This window comes from Herbaspirillum sp. alder98 (genome assembly GCF_020179755.1).
Lineage (GTDB): Bacteria > Pseudomonadota > Gammaproteobacteria > Burkholderiales > Burkholderiaceae_D > Herbaspirillum.
This window is the reverse complement of sequence record NZ_JAIUCY010000004.1, coordinates 355841-378638: the sequence shown is the minus strand read 5'-3', so window position 1 is coordinate 378638 and position 22798 is coordinate 355841. Positions and strand designations below refer to the sequence as shown.

Below are 22798 nucleotides of genomic sequence, written 5' to 3'. Positions count from 1 at the left end.
CATCTGCTAGGAACATCATGAGCATTACCGTCAATGCCGCCGCCGAGGCGCAACATCAACGTTTCGCCGATCTGTTCAACCGCATCGCCGCCGGCGCCGTCGAGCGCGAGAGCAATCGCCGCCTGCCGCACGAGGAGGTCAAGCAACTCAAGGAAAGCGGCTTCACCGCATTGCGCGTGCCGCAGGCCCAGGGCGGCGCCGGCGTCAGCCTCGAGACTTACTTTTACCTGTTGACCCGCCTGGGCGAAGCAGAACCCAACCTGCCGCAGATCCTGCGCGTCAACGCCGGCTTTACCGAGTTGCTGCTGGAACGCCGGGACGATGCCGACACCCGCCGCTGGCTGGAAGTCATCGGCAGCGGCAAGACCTTTGGCGCGGCCGTGGCCGAGCGCCAGGGCAGCACCGGCAATACCACCGTCGTGGCGCCCGACAGCACCGGACAATTGCGCCTGGACGGCGAAAAATATTATTCGACCGGTACCCTGTACGCCGACTGGATCCAGGCTCGCGCGCACGACGATCAATCCGACCTGACCGTGCTGGTGCCGTCCGACGCGCCCGGCGTCGAGCGCATCGACGACTGGGACGGTTTTGGCCAGCGCCTGACCGGTAGCGGCACCACCCGCTTCACCAATGTGGCGCTGCAGCCGGACCAGATACTGGACCGCTACCAGGTCTCGCAGCCGCGCCGCAACACCATCATCACGTCGTTCTACCAGACCTTCCACCTGGCGACACTGGCCGGCATCGCCCGCGCCGCACTGCGTGACGCCATCGAATTCACCCAGCCGCGCACGCGTACCTTTGGCGTGCCGGGCAACTCCAGCCCACGCGAAAATCCGCTGGTGCATCGGGTGGTGGGTCGCCTGGGCAGCCTGGCCTGGTCCGCCGAGCAGCTGACGCTCGCCGTGGCGCGCCAGCAGGATGCGCTCAACGCCGCGCGGCAAGCCGGCAGCGCCACCACCGAAGACTACAACGCGCTCGATATCCATACGTTCGAGGCGCAGCAGATCATCATCGGCCAGGTGCTGGAAGCGACCACGCTGTTATTCGAAGTGGGCGGCGCCTCGGCCACCAGCCAGGAGCGGCGGCTGGATCGTCACTGGCGCAATGCGCGTACGCTGGCCTCGCACAATCCGGCGATCCAGCGCGAGGCAGTGATCGGCAATTTCCATCTCAACGGCGAGCCGCATAACGAACGCTTCGGCCACGGCTATGCCTGAACGCCGGCCGGATATCGACATGCGAAAAGCTTCGTTCAACTGAACCGGCATGGTCAATACACTGCGTTCACTCTCCACTGATTGCGAACCCAACGCCATTGACCATGCCATCCTTCACACGCATCCTGACCTCGTTGTTGTTATCCCTCGCCGTTGTCGCTAATGCCCAGGCCGCCCCCGAGACCCGGGAGCTCAAGGTCGGCTTCGTACCGGGTCCCTATATCGATGAATTCAAGGTAGGCGTGCAGCCCGAGCTGGAAAAGAAGGGCTATCGCATCAAGCTCTACGAATTCAGCACCGGGCTCGAAGCCAACAGCGCCGTCTTCAAGGGCGACATCGACGCCAACGTGATGCAGCACACGGTGTTTCTCAATTCGTATAACGAACGTAACAAGACCGATCTGGTGGGCATCGTGCAGGTGCCGACGCCACCGATGGGTTTGTATTCGCGCAAGCATCGGGACCTGAACAACCTCAAGAAGGGATTCACGGTTGCCGTGCCGAACGATCCGGTCAACCTGCAGCGGGCCTTGTGGATATTGCAGCGCCTGGGCTGGATCCGCATCCGCGAAAACAAGCCGGTCGATGTCACCGAGCTGGACGTGATCGAGAACAAGGTCGGGCTCAAGTTATTGTTATTGGAAAACGCGCAAGGCCCGCGTGCGCTGGATGACGCAGACTATGTCGCGATCCAGGGCAACTTCGCCATCTTCGCCAAGCTCAAGCTGTCGGAAGCCTTCATCCTCGAAGACATGAAGTCGCCCTATATCAACGTGCTGGCCGTCAAGAAGACCCGCCAGGGCGAAACCTATGCGCGTGACCTGGTAGAGGCCTATCGTTCGGAAAGCTTCCAGAAGGCGATTCGCGCAGATCGCTTCTATGATGGCTTCACGCTGCCGGATTATTTTTCGCCGCGCAAGGATTGAGGGCGCGCGAATAAAGGCGCTGGGTCCCGGCCTTCGCCGGGACGACAATCAACTTATAAATCAAGCTCCTTCGTCCTGACGAAAGTCAGGACCCAGCGACTTTTCCTAACCCGGAAAAAATTCTTCACACACGACCCTGCCCGCTCGCCGGTCGCGCCAACCCGAAATGCTCGCGCAGCGTGCGCCCTTCATAGGCCCGCCTGAACAAACCGCGCTGCTGCAGGATGGGCACCACGCCATCCACGAAATCCTGCAGTCCGCCCGGCAAGGTATCGGGCATCAGGTTGAATCCATCTGCCGCACCTTGTCGGAACCAGGCCTCGATCTCGTCGGCGATCTGCTCCGGCGTGCCCACCAACACCCGGTGACCACCGCCGCCGCAGAGCGCGCGGATGACATCGCGCACCGTATGCGGCCGGTTCTTCACCAGCGACAGCGTGGCGTGGAAAAACGTATGGTTGCCGTTGCCGCCGCCGGGCAGCGCCAGGTCATCCGGCAGTGGCCGATCAAGGTGCAGGCGCTCGACGGCAATGCCGAGCGTGCCGGCCAGCCGTTTGAGGCTATAACTCCAGGGGATCATGTCGACCAACTGGTCGCGGCGCCGCAGCGCTTCGGCTTCGGTGGCGCCGATGATGGTCGCCAGCCCCGGCAATATCCTGACCGCATGCGCGCCACGCCCCAGTGCCTCTGCACGCTGGTTGACGGCCTGCGAGTAGGTGCGCGATTCTTCTATCGTATGCGCCGCCGAGAACACCGCTTCGGCATGGCGTGCCGCCAGTTCGCGGCCATCGTCGGAGCCGCCCGCCTGCACCAGCAACGGTTGCCCTTGCGGCGTGCGCGGCAGGTTCAGCGGCCCATGCACATTGAAGTAAGTTCCCTGATGGGCAATCGGGCTGACCTGCGATTCATCGATGAAACGTCCGCCCTGTTTATCACCGATGATGGCCGCGTCGCCCCAGCTGTTCCACAATGCCTTGACTACCGTCGTGAATTCGTCGGCCCGGGCATAGCGGGTGGCGTGGTCCGGCGTGGCGGGCAAGCCGAAATTGCGGGCCGAACCCGGATCGGCCGTGGTGACGATATTCCAGCCGGCCCGACCGCCGCTGACATGGTCCAGCGTTGCAAAGCGACGCGCGATATTGAACGGTTCGTTATAGCTGGTCGACGCGGTGCCGATCACGCCGATGTGGGTGGTGGCCGCAGCAATGGCCGCCAGCAGCACGGTCGGCTCCAGCGCCGTGATCGGCCGGAAGTCGATCTGCTCGATGATCGACGCGGTATCGGCCAGGAACACCGCATCGAAGCAGGCCGCCTCGGCGATCTGCGCGACCTTGACGTAGTGGCCGACATCGATGAAGGCCAGCGGGTCTGCCTCTTGCAAGCGCCATGCCGAGGGGATGAAGCCCGAATGCAGGACGTTGACGTTGAGGTGCAACTGACGGGGGCGTTGCGGCTGGGCCATCAGTGAACCCGGGCAAAGCCGTGGCGCTGCGCCAGCAAGCCATCGATCGGCGCGCAATCGGGACAGATGAAGCGTTGACCCGGATGGGCCGGGTCGGTGAATCCGTATTCGAGCAACAGCAGCAGGTCGCGACTCATGAAGATCCTTTCGGTGAAGATGCAACGATTCTGGGCCGGCCCGGGTGCGTCCAGCCACGAATAATTCCGCATATTCATATGCGCACCACCAGCTACAATGCAGTCATTACCTTCTTTGGCCGATCGCTCCTCCATGGCAGCTCTAACATCGCTTCAGTCTCTTCCCTGGCTACGCTGGCCCTTGTTGCTGCTCGCGCTGTTGTTGTTATTGGCGCTGGGCCTCTGGGGCGGACTGGCGCTGTGGTATCAGCTGCCGTGGCCGTCGTGGCTAAGGGTTGCCCTCATCGGCGCCTGGTCGATGCTGGGGCTGGCCGCATTAGGGGCGCTGGGTGGATGGTTGCCGGTGGGCGCGGGCGAATGGACGCCAGCGGCCTTCGTGCTGTGCCTGGTCACGTTACTGGCCTGGTGGACGTCGATCACGCCGTCGCACCAGCGCATCTGGGCCGATGACGTGGCGCAGATGCTGGAGTCGCGCGTCGATGGCGACCAGGTCACGCTGACCCATGTGCGCAACTTCACCTGGCGCACCGAAAAAGACTACGACATCAACTGGGAGACCCGCCAATACGATCTCGGCCAACTGCGCTCGGCCGATCTTCTGTTGTCGTACTGGATGGGGCCGGCGATTGCGCACACGCTGGTGTCGTTCGGGTTCGCCGATGGCCGTCGCCTGGTATTTTCGTTAGAGATCCGTAAGGAAAAGGGGGAAGCCTTCTCCGCTATCGGTGGTTTCTTCCGTCAATTCGAAACGGTCATCGTCGCCGCCGACGAAAGCGACATCATCCGCACCCGCACCAATGCACGTGGCGAAGACGTCTACCTGTATCGCCTCAACCTGACGCCGCAGCAATTGCGCGCGGTCTTCCTGGGTTACCTGGGACGGGCCGCCGAAGTGCAGGCGCATCCCAAGTTCTATAACACCCTGACCAGCAATTGCACCACCATCGTGTTTGAACTGGCGCGCAGCCTGTCGCCGACGTTGCCGCTCGACTACCGCCTGCTGGCCTCGGGCTACTTCGCCGACTACGCCTTCGACCATGGCGGGTTGGTGCCGGGCCACAGCTTTGCCGCACTCAAACAGGCCGGCCATATCACCTCGCGCGCGCTGGCCACCAAACCGGGTGACGACTTCTCCCGTGCCATCCGGGTCGGCGTGCCGGGTATTTCAGACTAAGTTCATTGAGCGCGGCAGGTGTCGGCCCAGGGCGTCGAGCATCATGACGTCGGGCTGATGGCCGATGCCCTCTGCAATATCCAGGGTCACGGCGGCACCCAGTTGCAGCAGACGTGCGTGGGCGGCTTGCGCCAGCGCTACCGGCATGACGCCATCGGCGCTGCCATGCAGCAGGTGGATGGCAGCAGCGGGGCGGGTGTCCGGCAGGTTGGCGTAGCGTCCGGCGATGGCGACGATGGTGGCCGCAGGTGCATGCGCCAGTCGGGTCGATTCCAGCGCCATGATCGCGCCTTGCGAGAAGCCTGCCAGGATGGTGTCGGTCGCGTCCACGCCAGCCTGTGCTTGCCAATGTGCGATCGCCTCCAGGAAGCGTGGCATCGCGTCATCGATGCGCGCCTGGCGGTTTTCTTCGGTGACGCCGCGTACCGAAAACCATTGCAATCCATTGCCAAGTTCAGAAGGACAGGGCGATGCTACGCTGACGATCATCGCCTGCGGATAACGCGCAGCGAACCAGGCGGCGGTTCCCAGCATCGATTGCGGCACTGAACCGACCCCGTGGGTCAGCAGCACCAGTTGGCGGGGTTCGGCAGGTTGTTGGACGATGATCGATTGCATGGTCGGTTAAGGTTCTGTGACGGGAAGCTGCAATTCTATGGCGCGTTGATGGCGGGATAAAGCGTCGCCGTGCGGATAGTTTGTCAATCCAGCTGCAACGATCATCATCCAGAAACACCAGAAACGACAACGGCCGGGACATGCCCGGCCGTCATAGAAGTCCGTATCACTTATTTCAGATAGGCCGGGCGGACATAACCCTCGAAGCGTTCATCCAGTGCCTTCTTGTATTCGGGCGACTGGAACGCACGGCGCAGGTCCTGCACATAAGGCTTGTCGAGATCGGCGGTGCGAACGGCCAGCACCATCAGGAAAGAATCCGGCACCGTCGCCAGATACAGCGCCTGCGTCAGTTTCAGTCCGGAGGCGATGGCAAATGCACCATTGACGAATGCAAAGTCCACATCGTCCAGCGCACGCGGCATTTGCGCTGCTTCCAGCGGCACCAGTTTGATCTGCTTCAGATTGGCCGTGATATCGCGCTCGGACACGCGCGTCGGATTGGCATTGGGATTGATCTGCACCCAACCGATCTGTTGCAGCACACCCAGCGCTCGGGCCATGTTGGTGGCGTCGTTCGGGATCGCCACGGTCGATCCCGCGCGCACCTCGTCGAGTTTCTTGTGACGCTTGCTGTAGATGCCGATGGGGGCGGTGGGGGCCTTGATGACCTCCGAGAGCTTCAACTTATGGTCTTCGGCGAAGCGCTTCAGGTAGATCTCGTGCTGGAACAGGTTGGCGTCGATATCGCCGTCGCTCAGCGCCAGGTTGGGGCGCACGTAGTCCGAGAACTCTACGATCTTGACCTTGTAGCCCAGCTTCTCCAGCACCGGCGCGATGCCATAGTGGATCTGGTCGGTATAGGGGCCGGAGGTGGCACCGATACGGATGGTGGTGTGGGCCGGATCGGCGGCATTGGCAGAGCCGATCATGCCCAACGAGACAACAGCTAGCAACAAGGCGCGCAACTTCATGGCATTAACCCGAATAACAAAAAGGGGGCCTAGTCTAACGAACCGCCCGCGCGCCGATGCGACATTTTTGGTATTTGCTTATACGGGGGAATTTAGCGAATGCGAAACCCGCGATGGATGCCGGGTTTCGCAGTGCTGTCTACCGATCGGATGGATTCAAGCGCGTCAGTGTCGTGATGATCCTTGCCACAGGTTGACTTGCCCTTCCTGTGCCTGGGCATCGATGGCCGCCAATTCATCGGCGGTGAAGACCAGCTTGTCGAGTGCGGCGACGTTTTCACGAATCTGCTGGCTGGTGCTGGCGCCGATCAGGGTCGAGGTCACGCGTTCGTCGCGCAGCACCCAGGCCAGCGCCATCTGCGCCAGCGTCTGGCCGCGCGACTTGGCGATCTCGTTGAGGGCGCGCACGCGGGCCAGGTTGTCCGGATTGAGGTGGTCGCTCTTGAACGAGCCGCCGCCGGCGCGATTGATCCGGGCATCTTGCGGCACGCCATCGAGATACTTGTCGCTCAGCAGGCCCTGCGCCAGCGCCGTGAAGGTGATGCAGCCCATGCCTTGCTGTTGCAGCGTATCGAGCAGGCCTTGCTCGATCCAGCGGTTGAGCATGTTATAGGACGGTTGGTGGATCAGGCAGGGCACCCGCCATTGCTTGAGCAATTCTGCGGCCTCTGCCGTCTTCTGGGGCGAATACGAAGACACCCCCACGTACAGGGCCTTGCCTTGCTGGACGGCGGTGGCCAGCGCGCTCATGGTTTCTTCCAGCGGAGTGTCGGGATCGAAGCGATGCGAATAGAAGATATCCACATAGTCCAGGCCCATGCGTTGCAGGCTCTGGTCGAGACTGGCCAGCACATATTTGCGCGAGCCGCCGCCCTGGCCGTAGGGGCCGGGCCACATGTCGTAGCCGGCCTTGGTCGAGATGATCAGTTCATCGCGGTAGGGGCGAAAATCCTGCTTGAAGTGATGGCCGAAGTTAGTCTCGGCGCTGCCATACGGTGGCCCGTAATTGTTGGCCAGGTCGAAATGGGTGATGCCGAGATCGAAGGCGGTGCGTAGCATGTCGCGTTGCGACGCCAGGGTATTGGTATCGCCGAAGTTGTGCCACAGGCCGAGCGAAAGCAGCGGCAGCTTCAGGCCACTGCGGCCGCAGTGGCGGTATTGCATGGATTCATAGCGTGTCGCGGACGCATGATAGGTCATTGTCTTGTCTCCGGAATGGGGGATTTATTTATCGTTGGATCTGCTTCCGTCGGCATTTATACACTGAACTGCGATTGGTCGCTGGCGTGGCCCGGGCCTTATCGGTGCCAGGCAAGTCGCTGGGGTCCGGCTTTCGCCGGCACGACGGGGTATCTATCATCTGACTTCGCTTTTCTGTCGCCCTGACGGAGGTCAGGGTCCAGCGGCGTTCAACGTCGGTCAAGCCATAAGCTAGCGCCCAAAAAGCAATGCCACTCGGTATTGCGCCGAGCGGCATTGTTATCAGCATCGCACTGGTCACGGCAAGCGTGACCAGTTGCATCATCTCACCGGAGACAACAAGGCAGGCGCACCGAAATCAACCAGCGTCGCGTTGCTCTTCTCGAAATACTTGCTCCAGAACTGGCGCAGGTTCTGCATCGTCTTCGGATCGCGATAGACGCCGCTGTCCTTGCTTTTACCCGCACTGCCGTCCTGAATCAGCCCGGCGCCCAGGATGAACACGCGTGCGCCGCCGAAGTCACCGATCTGTTGCGCCGCCTCAGCCTTCTTCAGTTCGACGACCGGATCGATATTGCGCACATTGCGGTTGGCGTAGAACGAACTGATGCTGGAGTTTTCCAACGTATCCGAGACCAGGAAGACGATCTTGTTGGTGGCCGTCGACTGTCGCACCCGACTCGACAGTTCCTTCATTGCGGCCAGGATATCGGACTTGGCAAAATCGGGGCTGGCGCCCGTCATCGCCTGGCCCAGCGACCCAGCCGCTGCCTTGCGGCCATAGTCCAGTTGCCCCTTCATGCAGGCATCAAAGTTAGTCAATGCCTTGACGCTGATGTCGTCACGCATCTTGTCCGGCACGGGCGCCTCCAGCGTACCTGCGCTCAACACCTGGAGGTAGTGTCCCTGGCCAAACGATGAAAAGCTCGCCATGACATACGCGGCGCCCGGCGTGATCAGGCGGCCGACGTTTTCTCGTACCGACTGTTGCAGCGTCGCATCCAGCGGCGTGGTCTGGTCGATGGCGACAAACAATTCGGTCTGTGGCGCCGGAATGGGAACGCCGATCTTGCTGGCGGTATAGCAACTGGGAATGTCATTGACCAGGCCGGCATGGCTGGCCATGCAATAGGCCCCCATCAGCGCAGCCACAACGTGTTTGGTGTAGTTCATGGTCTTCGTTCAGAACAGGCCATTGTCATCGGCGGCCATCTCGCGCGCGGCCTTGCGGTCCTTCAACCATTGGCGCAGTTCGCTGTTGCCACGCAGCGTGACCGATAGTGTCTTGAAGTATTCCTGCTCCTTGGCAGGATCGTCCAGGCGAATGAACTCGGCCTGGGCCAGCGCCACGCTGACGCCGGCGTCTGCCGCTTCTGCCTGGGGCGCAGCAGCAGCAGGGGCCGGCGCTGGCGTCTCGATCGTTGGCGTCGGTGCTGGTGCTGGTGCTGGTGCTGGTGCTGGCGCTGGTGCTGGTGCTGGCGCGGACGTCGCTGCCGGCTTGTTGAAGTGGCTGGTCTCGTCTGGCTCGACCCGCAGCTTTTCTTCACGCAGGTAGTCGTCGAAGGTCTTGGTCAGGGTCAGCTTGGTATTGGCCTTTTGCTCGATGCGCTGCTGCAGGTCTTTCAGTCGGCCGTTGACCAGGTCGCGCCAGGGCTGGAAGTAGGCGAGATAGTCTTCGTAGGTCGACTTGCCGCCGACGCCCTTGAAGGCTTCCTTCGATTCCTTGCCTACGAAGCCATACTTGTAACCGGTGCCGATACCGATGACTTGCGTGAAGACGAAGATGAAGCCGAGCACGATGAAGGCGGTGTAGCCTTCGACCGTCTTGGCCGAACCGGCTTCGTCGGCCGCCTTGGCGTCGGCCGCGCGTTGCGGTGCAGTCACCTCGGCGGGCAGGTTGGCGCTGGCGAAAGGATTGCTGGACTCCTGGTTCATCACGGCCGACTGGCGAATGTCTTCGCCCTTCAAGTGCTGGATGCGCATCAGGGTAGAGCCGGCGCCGATGCCGACGATCAGCACGACAGCGGCGACGACCCACCAGTACATGCCCTTGTCGGCCGAGCTCTTGGCGACGCGGTTGACGACCTGCTTGAAGTCGGGTTCGGCGTCGTCGTTCGACTGCGCATCCTTGAGCTTGGTCTTCTGGTTGATGGCGTACTGCCCTTCACCCAGGTCCTTGAAGCGTTCGAAGCAAGAGCGCAGCAAAGTGGTGCGGTAATACTGATGGCCTGCCGCGTGGGTGATGTACACCATGACGCCGCAGATGGCCAGCACGATGGCGACCATCAACACGGACAGCATGTTGGCGCTGGCATCCATGGCCATCCATGAGCCCAGCAAATAAGAAAAGCCCAGGCCTTCCATGATCACCAGCACGATCAGGAAGAACCAGACGCCCAGCGGCGTCGGCGTGCGGCCCATGTCGGTGGCCTTGCCCAGGTACTCGATACGGTTATCGAAGTCCTTGCGCGACAACAGCTGGATATACGGCTTGTAGGCAGCGCACAGTTTCTGTTCCGAGCGCAGCCAGCCATTGTTGGCTTGCGTACGATCCTTGCCCAGGCGCGCCAGTTGGCCGATGAACGGCACCGTCATGGCAAAGTCGGTGACCCAGAACTGGAACTTGAGGCTGGTCTTGTAGGCAATGACCGCCAGTACCGCGATGATAGAAATAATTAACTGCGGCAGATAGTTCGCCACAAACAGATTTACTGAATCAAACATCCCACCCCCAGATTATTGGAAAAACTAACGTACGAGACTCGGTGCGAACGCAACCTGGTACAGCACGCCGCCCCGTTGATAAACCAGATTCGAATTCGGCGCCGTTTTCGGATTGTTATTCGGAATCACGATATCCATGCATTGCGCCGGCCCGTTGGCGAAGACGCGATACAGCAAGGCATTCGCGCCGCGATAGGTATTGACCTCGGGCGTGCCGCGATACACCGGCTCCACGTTCTTGCCGCCGGCATAGTTCTGATAGACCAGCAGGGTCGGCGCCCGGGCCGGCGCGCCGCCATCCTTCAACACTGCCACGTGCGTCAATGCCACCAAGTGGCCGTTGACCGAACCCGACCAGCTCGAGTCGTAGACACCCGGCAGGTAGTCGGCGGTAGAGAAGTTCTGCTCACGGCCGTTGCTGAGCGCCTTGACGCCGGTGGCCACGCGTGGCCGATCCTGTGCGCAGCTGGTCAGCGGGACTGCCGCGTCTGCGTGGGCGGACGAAATCAGGTTGAAGCTCGATGACGCCTGTTGTGGTCCGCCGATATTAGGCACCACGAAATTGCCATTGGCGGGTGCGCCCCCGAAGTCGACGCTGGCCACGCCGACAGCGGCTGCAGCCGTCTTCAGGCGCGCCGAAGGCGTTGGTGTACTGGCGCTTGTGGCTGCCTTGTCGGTATTGGCTGCGACAGCAGGCGCGGGGCTTACAGCGCCCTTGGTGGTCGCTGAATTCTTGCGCGTGGTGGCCGCTCTGGCTGGCACGGACGGCGCAGGCTTAGCGATCCTGGTTGGCGCTTCGGCAGCAGCCGTCACGGTTTCGCTGGTGGGGCGGTAGAACGCCAGGTTCGGCTTGCGGCTTTCCAGGTATTGGGTAAAGGTCGCCTGATTAGGCGTATCCACGATCTCGACCCGTCGGTTCCTGGCCCGGCCTTCATCGGTACGGTTGTCGGCCACGGGCAGGGTTTCGCCTGCGCCCTGATAGAAGATCTGGCTTTCGGGGACGCCGCGGTCCCTGAAGACCCGGCCGACCGCATTGGCGCGACGTGCGGACAGGTCGGCATTCAATGCAGAGTCGCCGGTGTCATCGGTATGGCCGACCAGGAAGATCTGCTTGGTCTTGAGCAGTTCGACGGCTGCCACGTCGTCCTTGCTGGACTGCGCATTGAGGCGCTTGCTTTGCTGGACGAACGAGTACTGGTCGGCGATGGCGCCGAAGTAGGCCTGCGCCTCGGGCGACAGCACATCGGAACCGGAGCGGAACTGGGTGCCGTTATCCTTGATGGCGACCTTCATGCCGACCACTTCCGGCTTGGCGGCGTCCGGCGACGAAGCGGTAGCGCCGACCGGTGCACTGGCCAGGATATCGTCCACCTGCATCTCGAGGTTGTTCTGCTTGGCGATCTTGTACAACTCGCACCGTCGGCTATCCATGCTGGCCCCGATCAGGCCGCCGATGGCAGCACCGGCGGCAGCGCCTGCCAGTCGTGCGGTGTTCGAGTGCTTGACCTGGTTGCCGATGATCAGGCCGGCGACGACACCGACGGCGATACCGACATTGCGTGCGTTATTGGAACAAGGATCGTCGCTGGCGAAGGTTTCCTTGAAGGAGGGCTGTCCTGTTTTAGGATCAACCGCGCAGCCGGACGAGACCAGGCAGCACAACACGGCGACGGAAACGCCGAGTTTCTTGTTTTTTTGCATTGATGACGAATGCACCCGTTAGATCGCGCGGCCAGGAAGGCCGGTATCCGGATGTCTATAAAAGTTACCCCTCCTGCCATCGTCCCCATTTCTACGAAGGCAGCCCCATGTCTAACTTGTTACGTGACGGAAAATAACATAGATTCTTGCGGGAGGGGAGATTTGGCCTGCTGAGGGTGGTGAGTAGTTGAGGTATCTCGTTATTTTTATTTATTGATTGTTTAATCGATAATTCGACATTGAGAATTTGAGGCCATGCAAAACAAAAAGGCAATACACAGTCATGTCGTATTGCCTTTTGGGGCACTGCAAAGCCGCTGCTCAGTATAGGGTTACTCATCGGACGCGCTCACCAATGCGCGCCGTAACGCCAAGAGTCACCCCTTGGCCGACAACATCCGCTCCACATACCGCGCAATCAGGTCAATCTCCAGATTGACCTTGCTGCCCGCCTTCAGATGCTTGAGCGTCGTCACTTCCACCGTATGCGGAATCAGGTTGATCGAGAAGCGGCAGGCATCGGCCAGGTCCTCGACGCGGTTGACCGTCAACGACACCCCGTTGACCACGATCGATCCCTTGTAGGCCAGGTACTTGCCCAATGCCTTGGGTGCATCGACGATCAGTTCGCGTGACTCGCCAACCGGTTCGAACGAGTGTACCTGGCCCAGGCCATCCACATGACCCGACACCAGATGCCCGCCCAGGCGTTCTGCCAGCGTCAGCGCCTTTTCGAGATTGACTTCGCCAGGCGCATCCAGCCCGACGGTCAGGTTGAGGCTTTCGCGCGAGACATCTACCGTGAACCCATGATCGGTCTTGTCGACCACCGTCATGCACGCGCCATTGAGTGCAATTGAATCGCCCAGGCCGACATCGCCCATCGGCAATGCGCCGGCATCGATGGTCAGGCGCACGCCGGCGTCAGGGCCGGCGGCGAGTGGGGTGATGGTGGTGATTTTGCCAATGGTGGCGACGATACCGGTGAACATGAGACTAATTCCTGGGGCTGATGTGAGTGTTAGTTGAATCGGGCAAGGATACGCAAATCCGTTCCGATCTGCTTGACCGCATGGAAACGCAAGCCGATGCGACCTTCCAGGTCCTGCAGCGGGGGCAAGTCGAACATATTGCGTCCCTCCCCCAAAAGGCAAGGGGCGAGATAGACCAGCAACTCGTCCACGCAGCCTTCGCGGATCAACGAGGCATTGAGCTTGGAACCCGCCTCGACGTGCAACTCGTTGATCTGGCGCTGGCCCAGTTCACGGATCAGGGCCGGCAAGTCGACCTTGCCATCGGCATTGGGCAACACGATGACTTCGGCGCCACGTTCTTCGAGCGCGGCACGTTTGTCGCGGTCTTCGCTGGCCGTGAAGACCCAGGTGCCACCGCCCTCGATCACCCGCGCCTGGGGCGATACGGCCAGCTTGCTGTCGACCACGATGCGGTGCGGCTGGCGCGGCGTCTCGATGGCGCGCACGGTGAGCTGGGCGTCGTCCTTGGCGATGGTGCCGATGCCGGCCATGATGGCGCAGGCGCGGGCGCGCCAGATGTGGCCGTCGTCACGCGCTGCCTGGTTGGTGATCCATTGGCTGGTGCCGTTGTTGAGCGCAGTCTTGCCGTCCAGGCTGGCGGCAGTCTTCATGCGGACCCAGGGCAGGCCGGTACGCATGCGTTTCAGGAATCCGATGTTGATCTCGGCCGCTTCTTCTTCCAGTACGCCGCTGGCAGTTTCAATGCCGGCCGCCTGCAACCGGGCCAATCCCTGGCCGCCCACCAATGGGTTGGGATCGGTGATCGCTGCGACCACGCGACCAACGCCGGCGCGGATCAATGCGTCGGCGCAGGGCGGGGTGCGGCCGAAGTGGCTGCAAGGTTCCAGCGTGACGTAGATGGTGGCGCCGCGCACGTCTTCGCCGCGCATCGCGGCATCGGCCAGGGCCTGGATCTCGGCGTGATCGCCCCCGGGCGGCTGGGTGAAGCCGACGCCGATCACCCGCTGCTGCTTGATGATGACGGCGCCCACGCGCGGATTGGGGTTGGTGCTGAGCATGCCGAAACCGGCCTGTATCAGCGCCAGGGCCATGCCCTGCTGGTCGGTGTCGATGCGCAGTTGGTAGATCGTGTCTTCTGTGTCGTTCATGGTGCGGGTCTGATGGCTATTGTCAGGGCGACAACCGTGCGCCGGTTGCCGTCAATATACACGCCTTTAACCGTCAACAAGAAGCTCGCCGCGCCGGGTCGCAGATGCGGATTCGTCCCAGAAAGTTAATGATCACGCGACGCTCGGTGTCGCCACTGCTGAAGAACCAGGTACTGGGGCCATCGGGCCTTCCATCGGCGTGATACGCGACTTTTTCTCCGTTATTGTTATAGGTCACCTCGATGCCGGCATCCAGTGCGGGATGCGTCATCACCAGGCGGTTGTCGACAAGGATCTGCCAGCCCTGGCGCCAGTCATTGCGGTCGGTCGGATGCATCGCTGCATGATGGCCTTGTCGCAATGCGGTGGTGCGGGTGAGATGGGCCGCGTGGAAGAAGTCATTGGCAGCGGCGACCACTCGCTGGCGGCTTACCATCGATTGCAACAGCGGTAATCCGGCGGTGAGCACGATGGCGGCGATCAGCAGTACGACCATCGTTTCGATCAGGGTGAAGCCGGGGCGCGATCGTTGAGTGTGCATCTCACCAGCACCCGTTGCCCGGGGGCTGGCGTCGACCGAGTGTGTCGGCGCTCAGCGCGCCACATTGTGGATCGGTGAATACGCCCGGGCGTGGAGTTGCGGTGACTTGCACGCACGTCAACAGGTCGGCGTCGGGGCATGCGGCGGCCGCTATCTGGTAGGCGCTGGTGGCTTCAAGGTCGCCGGAGAAGCGGCGAAATTCGGTGCCGGCGTCGGTATCGGCCGGCGTGAAGGTGCGGTAGCTGTGGTCTCGCGCGTGATGCCGCTCTTGCTGCAGCAGTACCTGGAGAACGGCCGCGCGTCCCTCGGCGCGGCGACTTCGTGTCACGTGCTGCTGGTAGCTGTTCCAGCTGAACGTGGCCAGCAGGCCGAGGATCGCGAGCACCACCATCAGTTCGATCAGTGTAAAGCCGGAATGCTGCGTCGTTTGATGTCGGCGGCGGGTCATGGCCATCGTCCACGTCGCCAGCCGACTACGTCCAGTGTGGCGTCGTCATCGCCGGACTGCTGGCGCCGCACTAACATCTGTACTGCAGCGCGCGCTCCACCCGCGCCAAAACCCCAGGCGCTGACGCGATAGAGGTCCCGGCGACGCCACTCCCGAATCTCGATCCATTCGATGGCATAACGGGGAGGGGGCAGGCGATGGGCATCGAATTGCGCCCGCATGCGGCTGAATCGACCAAGCTCGGTCGCCTCGGATCTGCGTAACGGTTTTTCTCCTCCCCAGCGGTTGTCGCGCAAATCGACCAGCGCATCGTCGAGCGCGGCCTGGGCCGCCAGCCGTGCTTGCAGCAGCCCCTGGTGATTGCGGGCGGCGTGTTCTTCCAGCGAACGCAGGCGTACCGATGACGCGCCCAGCAGCAGGATGACGACCAGGATGGTCAGCGTGATGATGAGCGTTGCACCCTGTTGTGATGCCGGTAGCTTCATCGTGGCTCCCCGGGCCCCGGCATCGGCACCGCATTGCGCAACATCACGGTGGTCTCGAAAACGGCACGCAGGCGTGGCGGGTGCTTGTCGGTGGCGATGCTCACCGTCTGCGGGCCGGGCCCGAGCAAGTCGAACGAGTGCGCGGCACCGCCACGGTCGTTGAAATGCCTGCCGCGCACCAGCAGCGCAATGCGCACCAGGCGCACCCGCCGCCACAGCGCTGGCGTCATCTGGCTGGCGCTGTACCAGCGATCGGCGCCGTTCACCGTATCGCTGTCTACGCCATAAAGGACTTGCATCGATTCGATGCCGGATGCCACTGCGTCCTTGCCGATGCCGCCCTTGGCATTGTGATAGCGGCAGTGCAATTCGGGTTCGTTGTTGCCCGTCTGCCTGATGAAATAGATGACCCAGCTGCGCCGGCCGTCACTGCCGGCGTTGCCGTCCCCTCTTTTGCTGGTGATGGCGCCGCTGCCGCAGCTGGCGACATGACCGACGTCGGGTGAACCGAAGAAGCCGATCATCAGGATGTCGCTCTGATTGATGCCCCGCTCGGTGCCAGCATCGAAGTTATTCTTTTGGGGATCGAGTGCGGCGGCGTTGCGACGGTCGTCGAGGCCGCGTAATCCACCGGTGCGCAGTACCGGGCTGGTCGACTGCAACGCGCGCTCCCACGGTAAATGATTGGCTTGTGACAGGACGGTACGCAGGTGCGACAGGCTCAGCCGCCCGGTTTCCTGTACCAGGGCGGCGTCGTCAAGATCGAGATAGACAGCATGCGCCTGGTGCAGCAGTGCGCCGGCCGACAGCACCACCAGCAAGCCCGTGGCCAGCGAGACCATCATCTCGATCAGGGTGAAGCCGCGCGCCATGTGATGTCGCGTGGTCATTCAGTATCCGATGAACATGGTCAGCTGCGGCCGCTCGATGGCGGTGCCATTGTCGCCGCCGAAACGCCTGGCATCGCGCCAGCCGAGTTTGATGTAGACCGGCGCCGTACTGTCTTGCGGGCAGCTCCAGTCGCTGGCGATGGTGGAGGGCAGGCGACCGTCACGGCAGACTGCTGCACGGGCGCCAGGGAAATTGCTCGACCAGCGGGCGGTCCAGCCGGCCACCGCCGCAGCAGCGAATTCTAGGGGGGAGCAGGCTGCGGCACTACAACTGTTTCCAATAGGAGCGAGGGCGCCGCCGTTGAAGGAAAGCAGATAAGGATCGATGCCGTCACGCACGCCGCCAGCGTGATATTCGGCCCGTAGCTCGGCCAGCTCGACGGCCATCATCATGGCGCGGGTCTGCAACGCGCTGTCGCGGCCGCTGCGCAGCGCCTGCAGTTGCAGCATGATCATCGCCATCGCGCCGCTGCCCAGCACCAGCATGGCGACCAGCACTTCGATCATGGTAAAGCCTGAGTGGCGACGCATCATCCTGCCCCCCGCGTTGAAGTCAACCAGGCGGGCAGTGTAGAAGGGGCAGGGATGATTGGCGCGTGCTAGCGCTTATTTTGATGTGGTGTAGAACATGTTCGTCGATGCACTTGAACTGCATCGACGAGCCGGTCAGAACGACGAGCCAGGTTGCTTGAGAAAGTCGGTCTCTTCAATCGTGGAGGCGCGCCCGAGGATGGCGTTGCGATGCGGGAAGCGGCCGAACTGCGCGATCACGTCACGATGGCGACGCGCATAGTCGGCAAAGCCGGCAAACGCCTGGCGCTGCGCATCGTTGGCCTGGTGCTCGCGCGCCAGTGCGCCGATCAGCTCGACCGCATAGTGCTGGTCGTCGATGTCTTCCGAATGTTCCAGCGGGAGATAGGCGAACAGGCGCGCGATGGCCGGCAACGTGCGATCAAAGCCGGTCGCCAGCAGCAACTGGCAGCATTGGCGGGCCAATTCGTCAAACGCAAAGGCGCGTGGCGTGCCGCGGTAGATATTGCGCGGGAACTGGTCCAGCAGGATCACCAGCGCCAACAGCGTCGGCGCAGATTCGGTCCAGTCGTCGAGGCGGTTGCTGGCCGCGTCCTGCAGCAGGGCCTCGAAGCGTGCGGCAATGTCGGCGTCGCCCCCGGCGTGCTTGCCGAACCACACGGCTGACTGGCGGGCCGCCACCTCTTCAGGGGCGACCGTGGCGTAGTCGGGGCCGAACCAGAAGTCGAGGAGGGCCTGGGCGCGCGGGTCGCTCATTGCGCCGTGACCGTGATCTGCACGTCGCCCAGCGTGACACGCTGTCCGGGGACGATCTTGCAGGTCTTGCGCAGCTCGGTCTTGCCGTTGACCTTCACCTGGCCGTCGGCCACGATCTGTTTGCCGGCCCCCCCGCTATCGCACAGCCCGACCAGCTTGAGCAGCTGGTTGAGTTCGACATGGGGATGGCCTTGCAGCGGGAAGGAGATTTTTTGCATCAGGGTCTTTCAGGGTAAAGATGAATCAACTGTAGAGCGCGGTAATGACGAACAGGGCGATGTTGCACAACAGGCCCAGCGTCCATACCGCCGAGCGTGCGCTGGCCTGGTTGCCCAGGTACAGCGCGGTGTAGGCCAGCCGACAGGCGATGAAGGCCAGTGCGGCAGCATCGACTGCGCCCTGGGGCGCATCGAATTGCTGCGCCACCAGCACGCCGGCGGCGAACAGGGGCAGCGCTTCGAAATGGTTGCGGTGGGCATAGTCGGCGCGCCGGCGCAGGCCGGTGAGCTCATTCATCCAGGCGCGTGGCTCGGCATTGTCGAAGTCGCGGCGGCCCCATTTGGCCACCGCCACGGTGAAGATCGGCAGCAGGCCGGCGAAGAGGATGCACCAGGTTGCAATCGGCATAATATCCTTAGAGTTGTTTGGCGGCGAAGGTGTTGCAGGCGCTTACCTTGCCCTCGGTAATGCCGCGCTTGAACCATGACACCCGCTGGGCGGACGTGCCATGGGTGAACGAATCGGGCACCACTTCGCCGCGGGCCTGGCGCTGCAGGGCATCGTCGCCGATGGCCGAGGCGGCGTTGAGGGCGGCGTCGATGTCGCCGGCTTCGATGATGTGGCGGGCTTCGTTGGCGTGGTAGGCCCATACGCCGGCGAAGCAGTCGGCTTGCAGTTCGAGGCGCACCGACATGGCGTTGGCTTGTTTCTCGGTGCTGTTGCGGCGCGCGGCCTCGACCTTTTCCGAGATGCCCAGCAGGTGCTGCACGTGATGGCCCACTTCATGTGCGATCACATAGGCCTGGGCAAAGTTGCCGGACACCTTGAAGCGTTGTTTCATCAGGTCGTAGAAGGCGAGGTCGATGTAGACCTTCTGGTCGGCCGGGCAATAGAAGGGCCCCATGGCGCTCTGGCCGGTGCCGCACGCGGTCTGGGTGCGTCCGGAAAAGAGCACCAGTCGCGGGCGCACGTACTGGCTGCCGTTGGCGGCAAACAGTTGGCCCCAGGTGTCTTCGGTGTCGGCCAGCACGGTGGAGACGAAGCGCGCCATCTGGTCGTCCGGCGAAGGCTTGTGCGCCGGCGCCTGTTGCTGCACCGGCACCGGACCGCCGCCACCGCTGAGCATGCTCAGTACGGTCAGGGGATTGATGCCCAGGAAATAAGAGGCCACCAGCGCCACCGCCACCGTGCCCAGGCCGATCGATCGGCCGCCGAACGAAAAACCGCCGCCGCCACCGCCGCCACTATCGCCACGCCGGTCTTCGACGTTGTCGCTTTCGCGATTGCCTTCCCATTTCATGATGCTTCCCTTTTTCTATGCCCGCGATTGTAATGGACCGGCGCAACGGCGGGCGGTTCGCCGCCGGCCGTTCGATCATATTTTGTGGGTTTTGTCCGACGGCGCTTCGCCGGAAATGTCCGATTGTCGCGCTTTTGCCTGCCGGGTATGTTGCAGTGTATAAATAGCAGCGGCAGGCTTTCGTCCTGCTACTGGCCGGTCCGAATAACAAATGCAGCAAAGCAAGGAGACGCACATGACCTTATGGCTCGTCATACTGGTAGCGGGCGCGCTGGCGCTGATGATGGCGCGTGCAAACGCATGGATGTGGTTGCTGGCCGAGGCGGTATGGATCTGGCTCGGCGGCCCGCTGGCGGGCATCGAGCTGCCGATCATGGTGCTGCTGGCGATCCTGCTGTTTGCCCCGACCTTGCTGGTGGCCATCGATGCGATGCGGACCTCGCTCATCACGCGTCCGGCGCTGGATACCTTCCGCCGTATCATGCCGCGCATGTCGGCCACCGAGCGCGATGCCATCGAGGCCGGTACCGTGTGGTGGGATGGCGAGCTGTTTTCGGGGCGCCCCAACTGGCAGCGCCTGTTCGAGGTGGCGCCGCCACGCCTGAGTGCCGAAGAGCAAGCTTTCCTGGATAACGATGTCGAGCAGTTGTGCGCCATGGTCAGCGACTGGGACACCAGCGTGAAACACCAGGACCTGCCGCCGGCGGCCTGGCAGTTCATCAAGGAACGCGGCTTCCTGGGGATGATCATCCCGCGCCAGTACGGCGGCAAGCAGTTCTCGGCCTACATGCATTCGCAGGTGATCATGAAGCTGTCGTCGCGTTGCCCGGCGGCGGCCATTTCGGTGATGGTGCCCAATTCGCTGGGGCCGGCCGAACTGCTGTTGCACTACGGCACCCAGGCCCAGAAAGATCATTACCTGCCGCGCCTGGCGCAGGGGCTGGAGATTCCCTGCTTTGCGCTGACCAGTCCTTATGCCGGTTCCGACGCCGCTGCCATTCCCGACGTGGGCGTGGTGTGTCGCGGCATCCACGAAGGGCAGGAGACCATCGGCTTCAAGGTGACCTGGAGCAAGCGCTACATCACCCTGGCGCCGGTGGCGACCGTGCTGGGCCTGGCCTTCAGGGTGCGCGATCCGGACGGTCTGCTGGGCGATGATCCCGAGCCTGGCATTACCTGCGCGTTGATTCCCACCAGCCATCCGGGAGTGGTCACCGGGCGGCGCCACTGGCCGCTCAATGCGGTCTTCCAGAACGGACCGACGTCGGGCCATGAGGTCTTTATCCCCATGGATTGGGTCATCGGCGGCCTGGCCCAGGTGGGGCGCGGCTGGCGCATGCTGATGGAGTGCCTGGCCGCCGGGCGCGCCATTTCGCTGCCATCGTCGAATGTGGGGTTCTCGAAACTGGCGGTGCGCGGCACCAGCGCCTACACCGCCATGCGGCGTCAGTTCAAGGTCGAGATCGGCAAGTTCGAAGGGGTGCAGGAGGCGCTGGCACGCATGGGCGGCAATCTCTACATGATCGATGCTACCCGTCGCCTGTCGGCGCTGGCCGTGGATGCGGGCGAGAAGCCGTCGGTGATCTCGGCCATCTCGAAGTATCACGTGACCGAGCGCGGCCGCACCATCGTCAACGATGGCATGGACGTGATCGGCGGCAAGGGCATCTGCATGGGGCCGGGCAATTTCCTGGCGCGCGCCTATCAGCAGGTGCCGATCGCCATCACCGTCGAGGGCGCCAATATCCTGACCCGATGCCTGATCATCTTTGGCCAGGGGGCGATCCGTTGCCATCCCTATGTATTGCGCGAACTGGCCGCAGCGGCCGACGAGAACCACGAGCGCGCCACCCAGGAATTCGACAAGTTATTGTTTGCTCACCTCTCGTTCGCGGCAGCCAACTTTGCGCGCGCGTTCGTCGGTGGCATCAGCTATGGCTGGTTGCTACCTTCAACCGGCCAGGCAGCACGCCAGACGCGTCGTTACTTTCGGGCGGTCACGCACCTGTCGTCGGCATTGGCGCTGCTGGCCGATGTCAGCATGGCGGTATTCGGCGGCACCTTGAAATTACGCGAGCGGATATCGGGGCGGCTGGGCGATGTGCTGTCGCAGTTGTACCTGGTGTCGGCCGCACTCAAGCGCTTCGAGGACGATGGCCGGCCAGCGGAGGATCTGCCCTTGCTCGAATGGTCAGTGCGCGATGCGCTGCATCGGGCGCAGGAGGCGATTGTGGATGTGCTGCATAACTTTCCCAATCCGTGGATCGCGCTGGCCTTGCGGGTAGCGATCTTTCCGCTGGGGCTGATCTATCGCAAGCCCTCGGATCTGCTGGGCACCGCCGTGGCGCGGGCCATGCAAACGCCTGGGCCCGCGCGCGAGCGCCTGCTGTCGGATACCTACGTGCCGCAGGGTGACGACCCGCTGGCCGCCGGCGAACGGGCCTTTGCGCTGACGCCGACGGTGCAGTTGCTGGAGCAGCGTCTGAAGCCGGTGATCAAGGAGGGGCAATTGCCGCCGATGCCGCAGAGCCTGATCGAGATGAAGGCCTGGAACGCGCTGGCGTTCGAACGCGGCTTCATCAGCCAGCAGGAACTCGGCGCGCTCGATGCGTTTGCCCACGATGGCGACCTGACGATCCAGGTGGATGATTTTGCGCCGGACTTCGATCGCAAGGAAATCGTCGACGCCGAGGAGGCCCGCCGCTTGATCGTGTAGCGGTGTTGGCCGGCACGACGGTGAATTTATAACTCATCCGCCGTCGTCCTGACGAAAGTCAGGACCCAGCGACTTTCGCTGCAGTCAATATAGAATCGAGGGTTTCAGTTAGCCACCGTGTTCTCAATGAATCTGCCCCGCATCTACCTCGCCGGCCCCGACGTCTTCAAGCGTGATTACGCCCAGCATAAACAGAACGCCAGGCGCTGGTGCGCCGAACTGGGCCTGGTGGCCCTGTGCCCGGGCGATGATGAAGTCGTGGGCGATAGCCGCGAAGAAGTATCGCGCGGGATCTTCGACATCAACCTGGCGCTGCTGGATTCGGCCGACTACGTGGTAGCCAACTTGGCCAATTTTCGCGGGCACGAGCCGGACTCCGGCACCGTGTTCGAAATCGGTTATGCCATCGGGCGCGGCAAGAAGGTGTGGGGTTACAACACACCGCAGAAGGATCTGCTGGCGCAGATACCGCAGGGTGAGCCGGGTCATTGCCGGGACGGCATGCAGATCGAGGATTTCGGCTTGCCGCGCAACCTGATGCTGGCGCATTCCTGCGAGCTGGTCGAGGGTGACTTGAGCGCCTGCCTGCTGAAGGTGGCGCGCTGGCACGCGAACCGGACCTGATCCTGC

General features: G+C 62.5%; 23 protein-coding genes and 1 pseudogene. 5 read left to right on the top strand and 19 right to left on the bottom strand.

Annotated elements, in window-relative coordinates; all coding sequences use genetic code 11:
• Positions 1-17 precede the first annotated feature (17 nt).
• Both LBW87_RS12180 and LBW87_RS12175 read left to right on the top strand, forming a co-directional pair.
• A complete protein-coding gene (locus LBW87_RS12180; RefSeq protein ID WP_225201736.1) occupies positions 18-1223 on the top strand; it encodes an acyl-CoA dehydrogenase family protein in 1206 nt (401 codons plus the stop codon).
• Between the two features lie 104 nt (positions 1224-1327).
• A complete protein-coding gene (locus tag LBW87_RS12175) occupies positions 1328-2149 on the top strand; it encodes a MetQ/NlpA family ABC transporter substrate-binding protein (protein ID WP_225201735.1) in 822 nt (273 codons plus the stop codon).
• A gap of 124 nt (positions 2150-2273) precedes the next feature.
• Here the strand turns inward: LBW87_RS12175 and LBW87_RS12170 are convergent, their stop codons facing one another.
• Entirely contained in the window at positions 2274-3611 is a 1338-nt protein-coding gene (locus tag LBW87_RS12170) for an LLM class flavin-dependent oxidoreductase (RefSeq protein WP_225201734.1), read from the bottom strand.
• A 29-nt stretch (positions 3612-3640) separates the two neighbouring features.
• Positions 3641-3748, bottom strand: a pseudogene (locus LBW87_RS12165) (DUF3088 family protein); the annotation flags it as partial.
• Positions 3749-3929: 181 nt separating this feature from the next.
• Between LBW87_RS12165 and LBW87_RS12160 the strand changes: the two are divergent.
• Entirely contained in the window at positions 3930-4922 is a 993-nt protein-coding gene (locus LBW87_RS12160) for a DUF4105 domain-containing protein (RefSeq protein WP_413927640.1), read from the top strand.
• On the opposite strand, the gene ypfH is transcribed toward LBW87_RS12160, so the two are convergent.
• From ypfH to LBW87_RS12075, 17 genes are all read right to left on the bottom strand, one after another.
• Positions 4914-5540 (bottom strand): esterase, encoded by a 627-nt coding sequence (gene ypfH, locus LBW87_RS12155; protein WP_225201732.1) that lies wholly within the window; start codon positions 5538-5540, stop codon positions 4914-4916. The two genes, LBW87_RS12160 and ypfH, sit on opposite strands and share 9 nt — an antisense overlap.
• Before the next feature lie 170 nt (positions 5541-5710).
• Positions 5711-6514, bottom strand: a complete 804-nt coding sequence (locus tag LBW87_RS12150) for a MetQ/NlpA family ABC transporter substrate-binding protein (RefSeq protein ID WP_225201731.1) — start codon at positions 6512-6514, stop codon at positions 5711-5713.
• 165 nt (positions 6515-6679) lie between these two features.
• On the bottom strand, positions 6680-7714 hold the full coding sequence (mgrA, locus tag LBW87_RS12145; RefSeq protein ID WP_225201730.1) for an L-glyceraldehyde 3-phosphate reductase: 1035 nt from the start codon (positions 7712-7714) through the stop codon (positions 6680-6682).
• Positions 7715-8035: 321 nt separating this feature from the next.
• Positions 8036-8887 carry a hypothetical protein gene (locus tag LBW87_RS12140; protein WP_225201729.1) on the bottom strand — a complete coding sequence of 284 codons (852 nt, stop codon included), beginning with the start codon at positions 8885-8887 and terminating at the stop codon, positions 8036-8038.
• 9 nt (positions 8888-8896) lie between these two features.
• On the bottom strand, positions 8897-10438 hold the full coding sequence (locus LBW87_RS12135) for a hypothetical protein (RefSeq protein ID WP_225201728.1): 1542 nt from the start codon (positions 10436-10438) through the stop codon (positions 8897-8899).
• 24 nt (positions 10439-10462) lie between these two features.
• Entirely contained in the window at positions 10463-12139 is a 1677-nt protein-coding gene (locus LBW87_RS12130; protein ID WP_225201726.1) for an OmpA family protein, read from the bottom strand.
• A gap of 377 nt (positions 12140-12516) precedes the next feature.
• Positions 12517-13131, bottom strand: a complete 615-nt coding sequence (locus LBW87_RS12125) for a riboflavin synthase (protein WP_225201725.1) — start codon at positions 13129-13131, stop codon at positions 12517-12519.
• 29 nt (positions 13132-13160) lie between these two features.
• A complete protein-coding gene (ribD, locus tag LBW87_RS12120; RefSeq protein WP_225201724.1) occupies positions 13161-14282 on the bottom strand; it encodes a bifunctional diaminohydroxyphosphoribosylaminopyrimidine deaminase/5-amino-6-(5-phosphoribosylamino)uracil reductase RibD in 1122 nt (373 codons plus the stop codon).
• 73 nt (positions 14283-14355) lie between these two features.
• Positions 14356-14823, bottom strand: a complete 468-nt coding sequence (locus tag LBW87_RS12115; RefSeq protein ID WP_225201722.1) for a GspH/FimT family pseudopilin — start codon at positions 14821-14823, stop codon at positions 14356-14358.
• Between the two features lies 1 nt (position 14824).
• Positions 14825-15271 (bottom strand): type IV pilin protein, encoded by a 447-nt coding sequence (locus LBW87_RS12110; RefSeq protein WP_225201721.1) that lies wholly within the window; start codon positions 15269-15271, stop codon positions 14825-14827.
• Positions 15268-15756 carry a PilX N-terminal domain-containing pilus assembly protein gene (locus tag LBW87_RS12105; RefSeq protein ID WP_225201720.1) on the bottom strand — a complete coding sequence of 163 codons (489 nt, stop codon included), beginning with the start codon at positions 15754-15756 and terminating at the stop codon, positions 15268-15270. The genes LBW87_RS12110 and LBW87_RS12105 overlap by 4 nt, the downstream gene beginning before the upstream one ends.
• A complete protein-coding gene (locus LBW87_RS12100; protein WP_225201718.1) occupies positions 15753-16646 on the bottom strand; it encodes a PilW family protein in 894 nt (297 codons plus the stop codon). The genes LBW87_RS12105 and LBW87_RS12100 overlap by 4 nt, the downstream gene beginning before the upstream one ends.
• Positions 16647-17180, bottom strand: a complete 534-nt coding sequence (gene pilV, locus LBW87_RS12095) for a type IV pilus modification protein PilV (protein WP_225201717.1) — start codon at positions 17178-17180, stop codon at positions 16647-16649.
• Positions 17181-17312: 132 nt separating this feature from the next.
• A complete protein-coding gene (locus tag LBW87_RS12090) occupies positions 17313-17933 on the bottom strand; it encodes a DUF924 family protein (protein WP_225201716.1) in 621 nt (206 codons plus the stop codon).
• Positions 17930-18151, bottom strand: a complete 222-nt coding sequence (locus LBW87_RS12085) for an RNA-binding S4 domain-containing protein (RefSeq protein WP_225201715.1) — start codon at positions 18149-18151, stop codon at positions 17930-17932. The genes LBW87_RS12090 and LBW87_RS12085 overlap by 4 nt, the downstream gene beginning before the upstream one ends.
• A 25-nt stretch (positions 18152-18176) precedes the next feature.
• The gene (locus LBW87_RS12080; protein ID WP_225201714.1) at positions 18177-18560 is read right to left on the bottom strand and encodes an MAPEG family protein; all 384 of its coding nucleotides are present in this window, start codon (positions 18558-18560) and stop codon (positions 18177-18179) included.
• A 7-nt stretch (positions 18561-18567) separates the two neighbouring features.
• Positions 18568-19452, bottom strand: a complete 885-nt coding sequence (locus LBW87_RS12075; RefSeq protein WP_225201713.1) for a neutral zinc metallopeptidase — start codon at positions 19450-19452, stop codon at positions 18568-18570.
• Positions 19453-19687: 235 nt separating this feature from the next.
• Between LBW87_RS12075 and LBW87_RS12070 the strand changes: the two genes are divergently transcribed.
• The gene (locus LBW87_RS12070) at positions 19688-22168 is read left to right on the top strand and encodes an acyl-CoA dehydrogenase (protein WP_225201712.1); all 2481 of its coding nucleotides are present in this window, start codon (positions 19688-19690) and stop codon (positions 22166-22168) included.
• Between the two features lie 126 nt (positions 22169-22294).
• A complete protein-coding gene (locus LBW87_RS12065; protein WP_225201711.1) occupies positions 22295-22792 on the top strand; it encodes a nucleoside 2-deoxyribosyltransferase in 498 nt (165 codons plus the stop codon).
• Positions 22793-22798: the final 6 nt, after the last annotated feature.

Coding starts and splice junctions, on each gene's coding strand:
- LBW87_RS12180 (WP_225201736.1), top strand. CDS start 18: ATGAGCATTACCGTCAATGCCGCCGCCGAGGCGCAACATCAACGTTTC.
- LBW87_RS12175 (WP_225201735.1), top strand. CDS start 1,328: ATGCCATCCTTCACACGCATCCTGACCTCGTTGTTGTTATCCCTCGCC.
- LBW87_RS12170 (WP_225201734.1), bottom strand. CDS start 3,611: ATGGCCCAGCCGCAACGCCCCCGTCAGTTGCACCTCAACGTCAACGTC.
- ypfH (WP_225201732.1), bottom strand. CDS start 5,540: ATGCAATCGATCATCGTCCAACAACCTGCCGAACCCCGCCAACTGGTG.
- LBW87_RS12150 (WP_225201731.1), bottom strand. CDS start 6,514: ATGAAGTTGCGCGCCTTGTTGCTAGCTGTTGTCTCGTTGGGCATGATC.
- mgrA (WP_225201730.1), bottom strand. CDS start 7,714: ATGACCTATCATGCGTCCGCGACACGCTATGAATCCATGCAATACCGC.
- LBW87_RS12140 (WP_225201729.1), bottom strand. CDS start 8,887: ATGAACTACACCAAACACGTTGTGGCTGCGCTGATGGGGGCCTATTGC.
- LBW87_RS12135 (WP_225201728.1), bottom strand. CDS start 10,438: ATGTTTGATTCAGTAAATCTGTTTGTGGCGAACTATCTGCCGCAGTTA.
- LBW87_RS12130 (WP_225201726.1), bottom strand. CDS start 12,139: ATGCAAAAAAACAAGAAACTCGGCGTTTCCGTCGCCGTGTTGTGCTGC.
- LBW87_RS12125 (WP_225201725.1), bottom strand. CDS start 13,131: ATGTTCACCGGTATCGTCGCCACCATTGGCAAAATCACCACCATCACC.
- ribD (WP_225201724.1), bottom strand. CDS start 14,282: ATGAACGACACAGAAGACACGATCTACCAACTGCGCATCGACACCGAC.
- LBW87_RS12115 (WP_225201722.1), bottom strand. CDS start 14,823: ATGCACACTCAACGATCGCGCCCCGGCTTCACCCTGATCGAAACGATG.
- LBW87_RS12110 (WP_225201721.1), bottom strand. CDS start 15,271: ATGACCCGCCGCCGACATCAAACGACGCAGCATTCCGGCTTTACACTG.
- LBW87_RS12105 (WP_225201720.1), bottom strand. CDS start 15,756: ATGAAGCTACCGGCATCACAACAGGGTGCAACGCTCATCATCACGCTG.
- LBW87_RS12100 (WP_225201718.1), bottom strand. CDS start 16,646: ATGACCACGCGACATCACATGGCGCGCGGCTTCACCCTGATCGAGATG.
- pilV (WP_225201717.1), bottom strand. CDS start 17,180: ATGATGCGTCGCCACTCAGGCTTTACCATGATCGAAGTGCTGGTCGCC.
- LBW87_RS12090 (WP_225201716.1), bottom strand. CDS start 17,933: ATGAGCGACCCGCGCGCCCAGGCCCTCCTCGACTTCTGGTTCGGCCCC.
- LBW87_RS12085 (WP_225201715.1), bottom strand. CDS start 18,151: ATGCAAAAAATCTCCTTCCCGCTGCAAGGCCATCCCCATGTCGAACTC.
- LBW87_RS12080 (WP_225201714.1), bottom strand. CDS start 18,560: ATGCCGATTGCAACCTGGTGCATCCTCTTCGCCGGCCTGCTGCCGATC.
- LBW87_RS12075 (WP_225201713.1), bottom strand. CDS start 19,452: ATGAAATGGGAAGGCAATCGCGAAAGCGACAACGTCGAAGACCGGCGT.
- LBW87_RS12070 (WP_225201712.1), top strand. CDS start 19,688: ATGACCTTATGGCTCGTCATACTGGTAGCGGGCGCGCTGGCGCTGATG.
- LBW87_RS12065 (WP_225201711.1), top strand. CDS start 22,295: ATGAATCTGCCCCGCATCTACCTCGCCGGCCCCGACGTCTTCAAGCGT.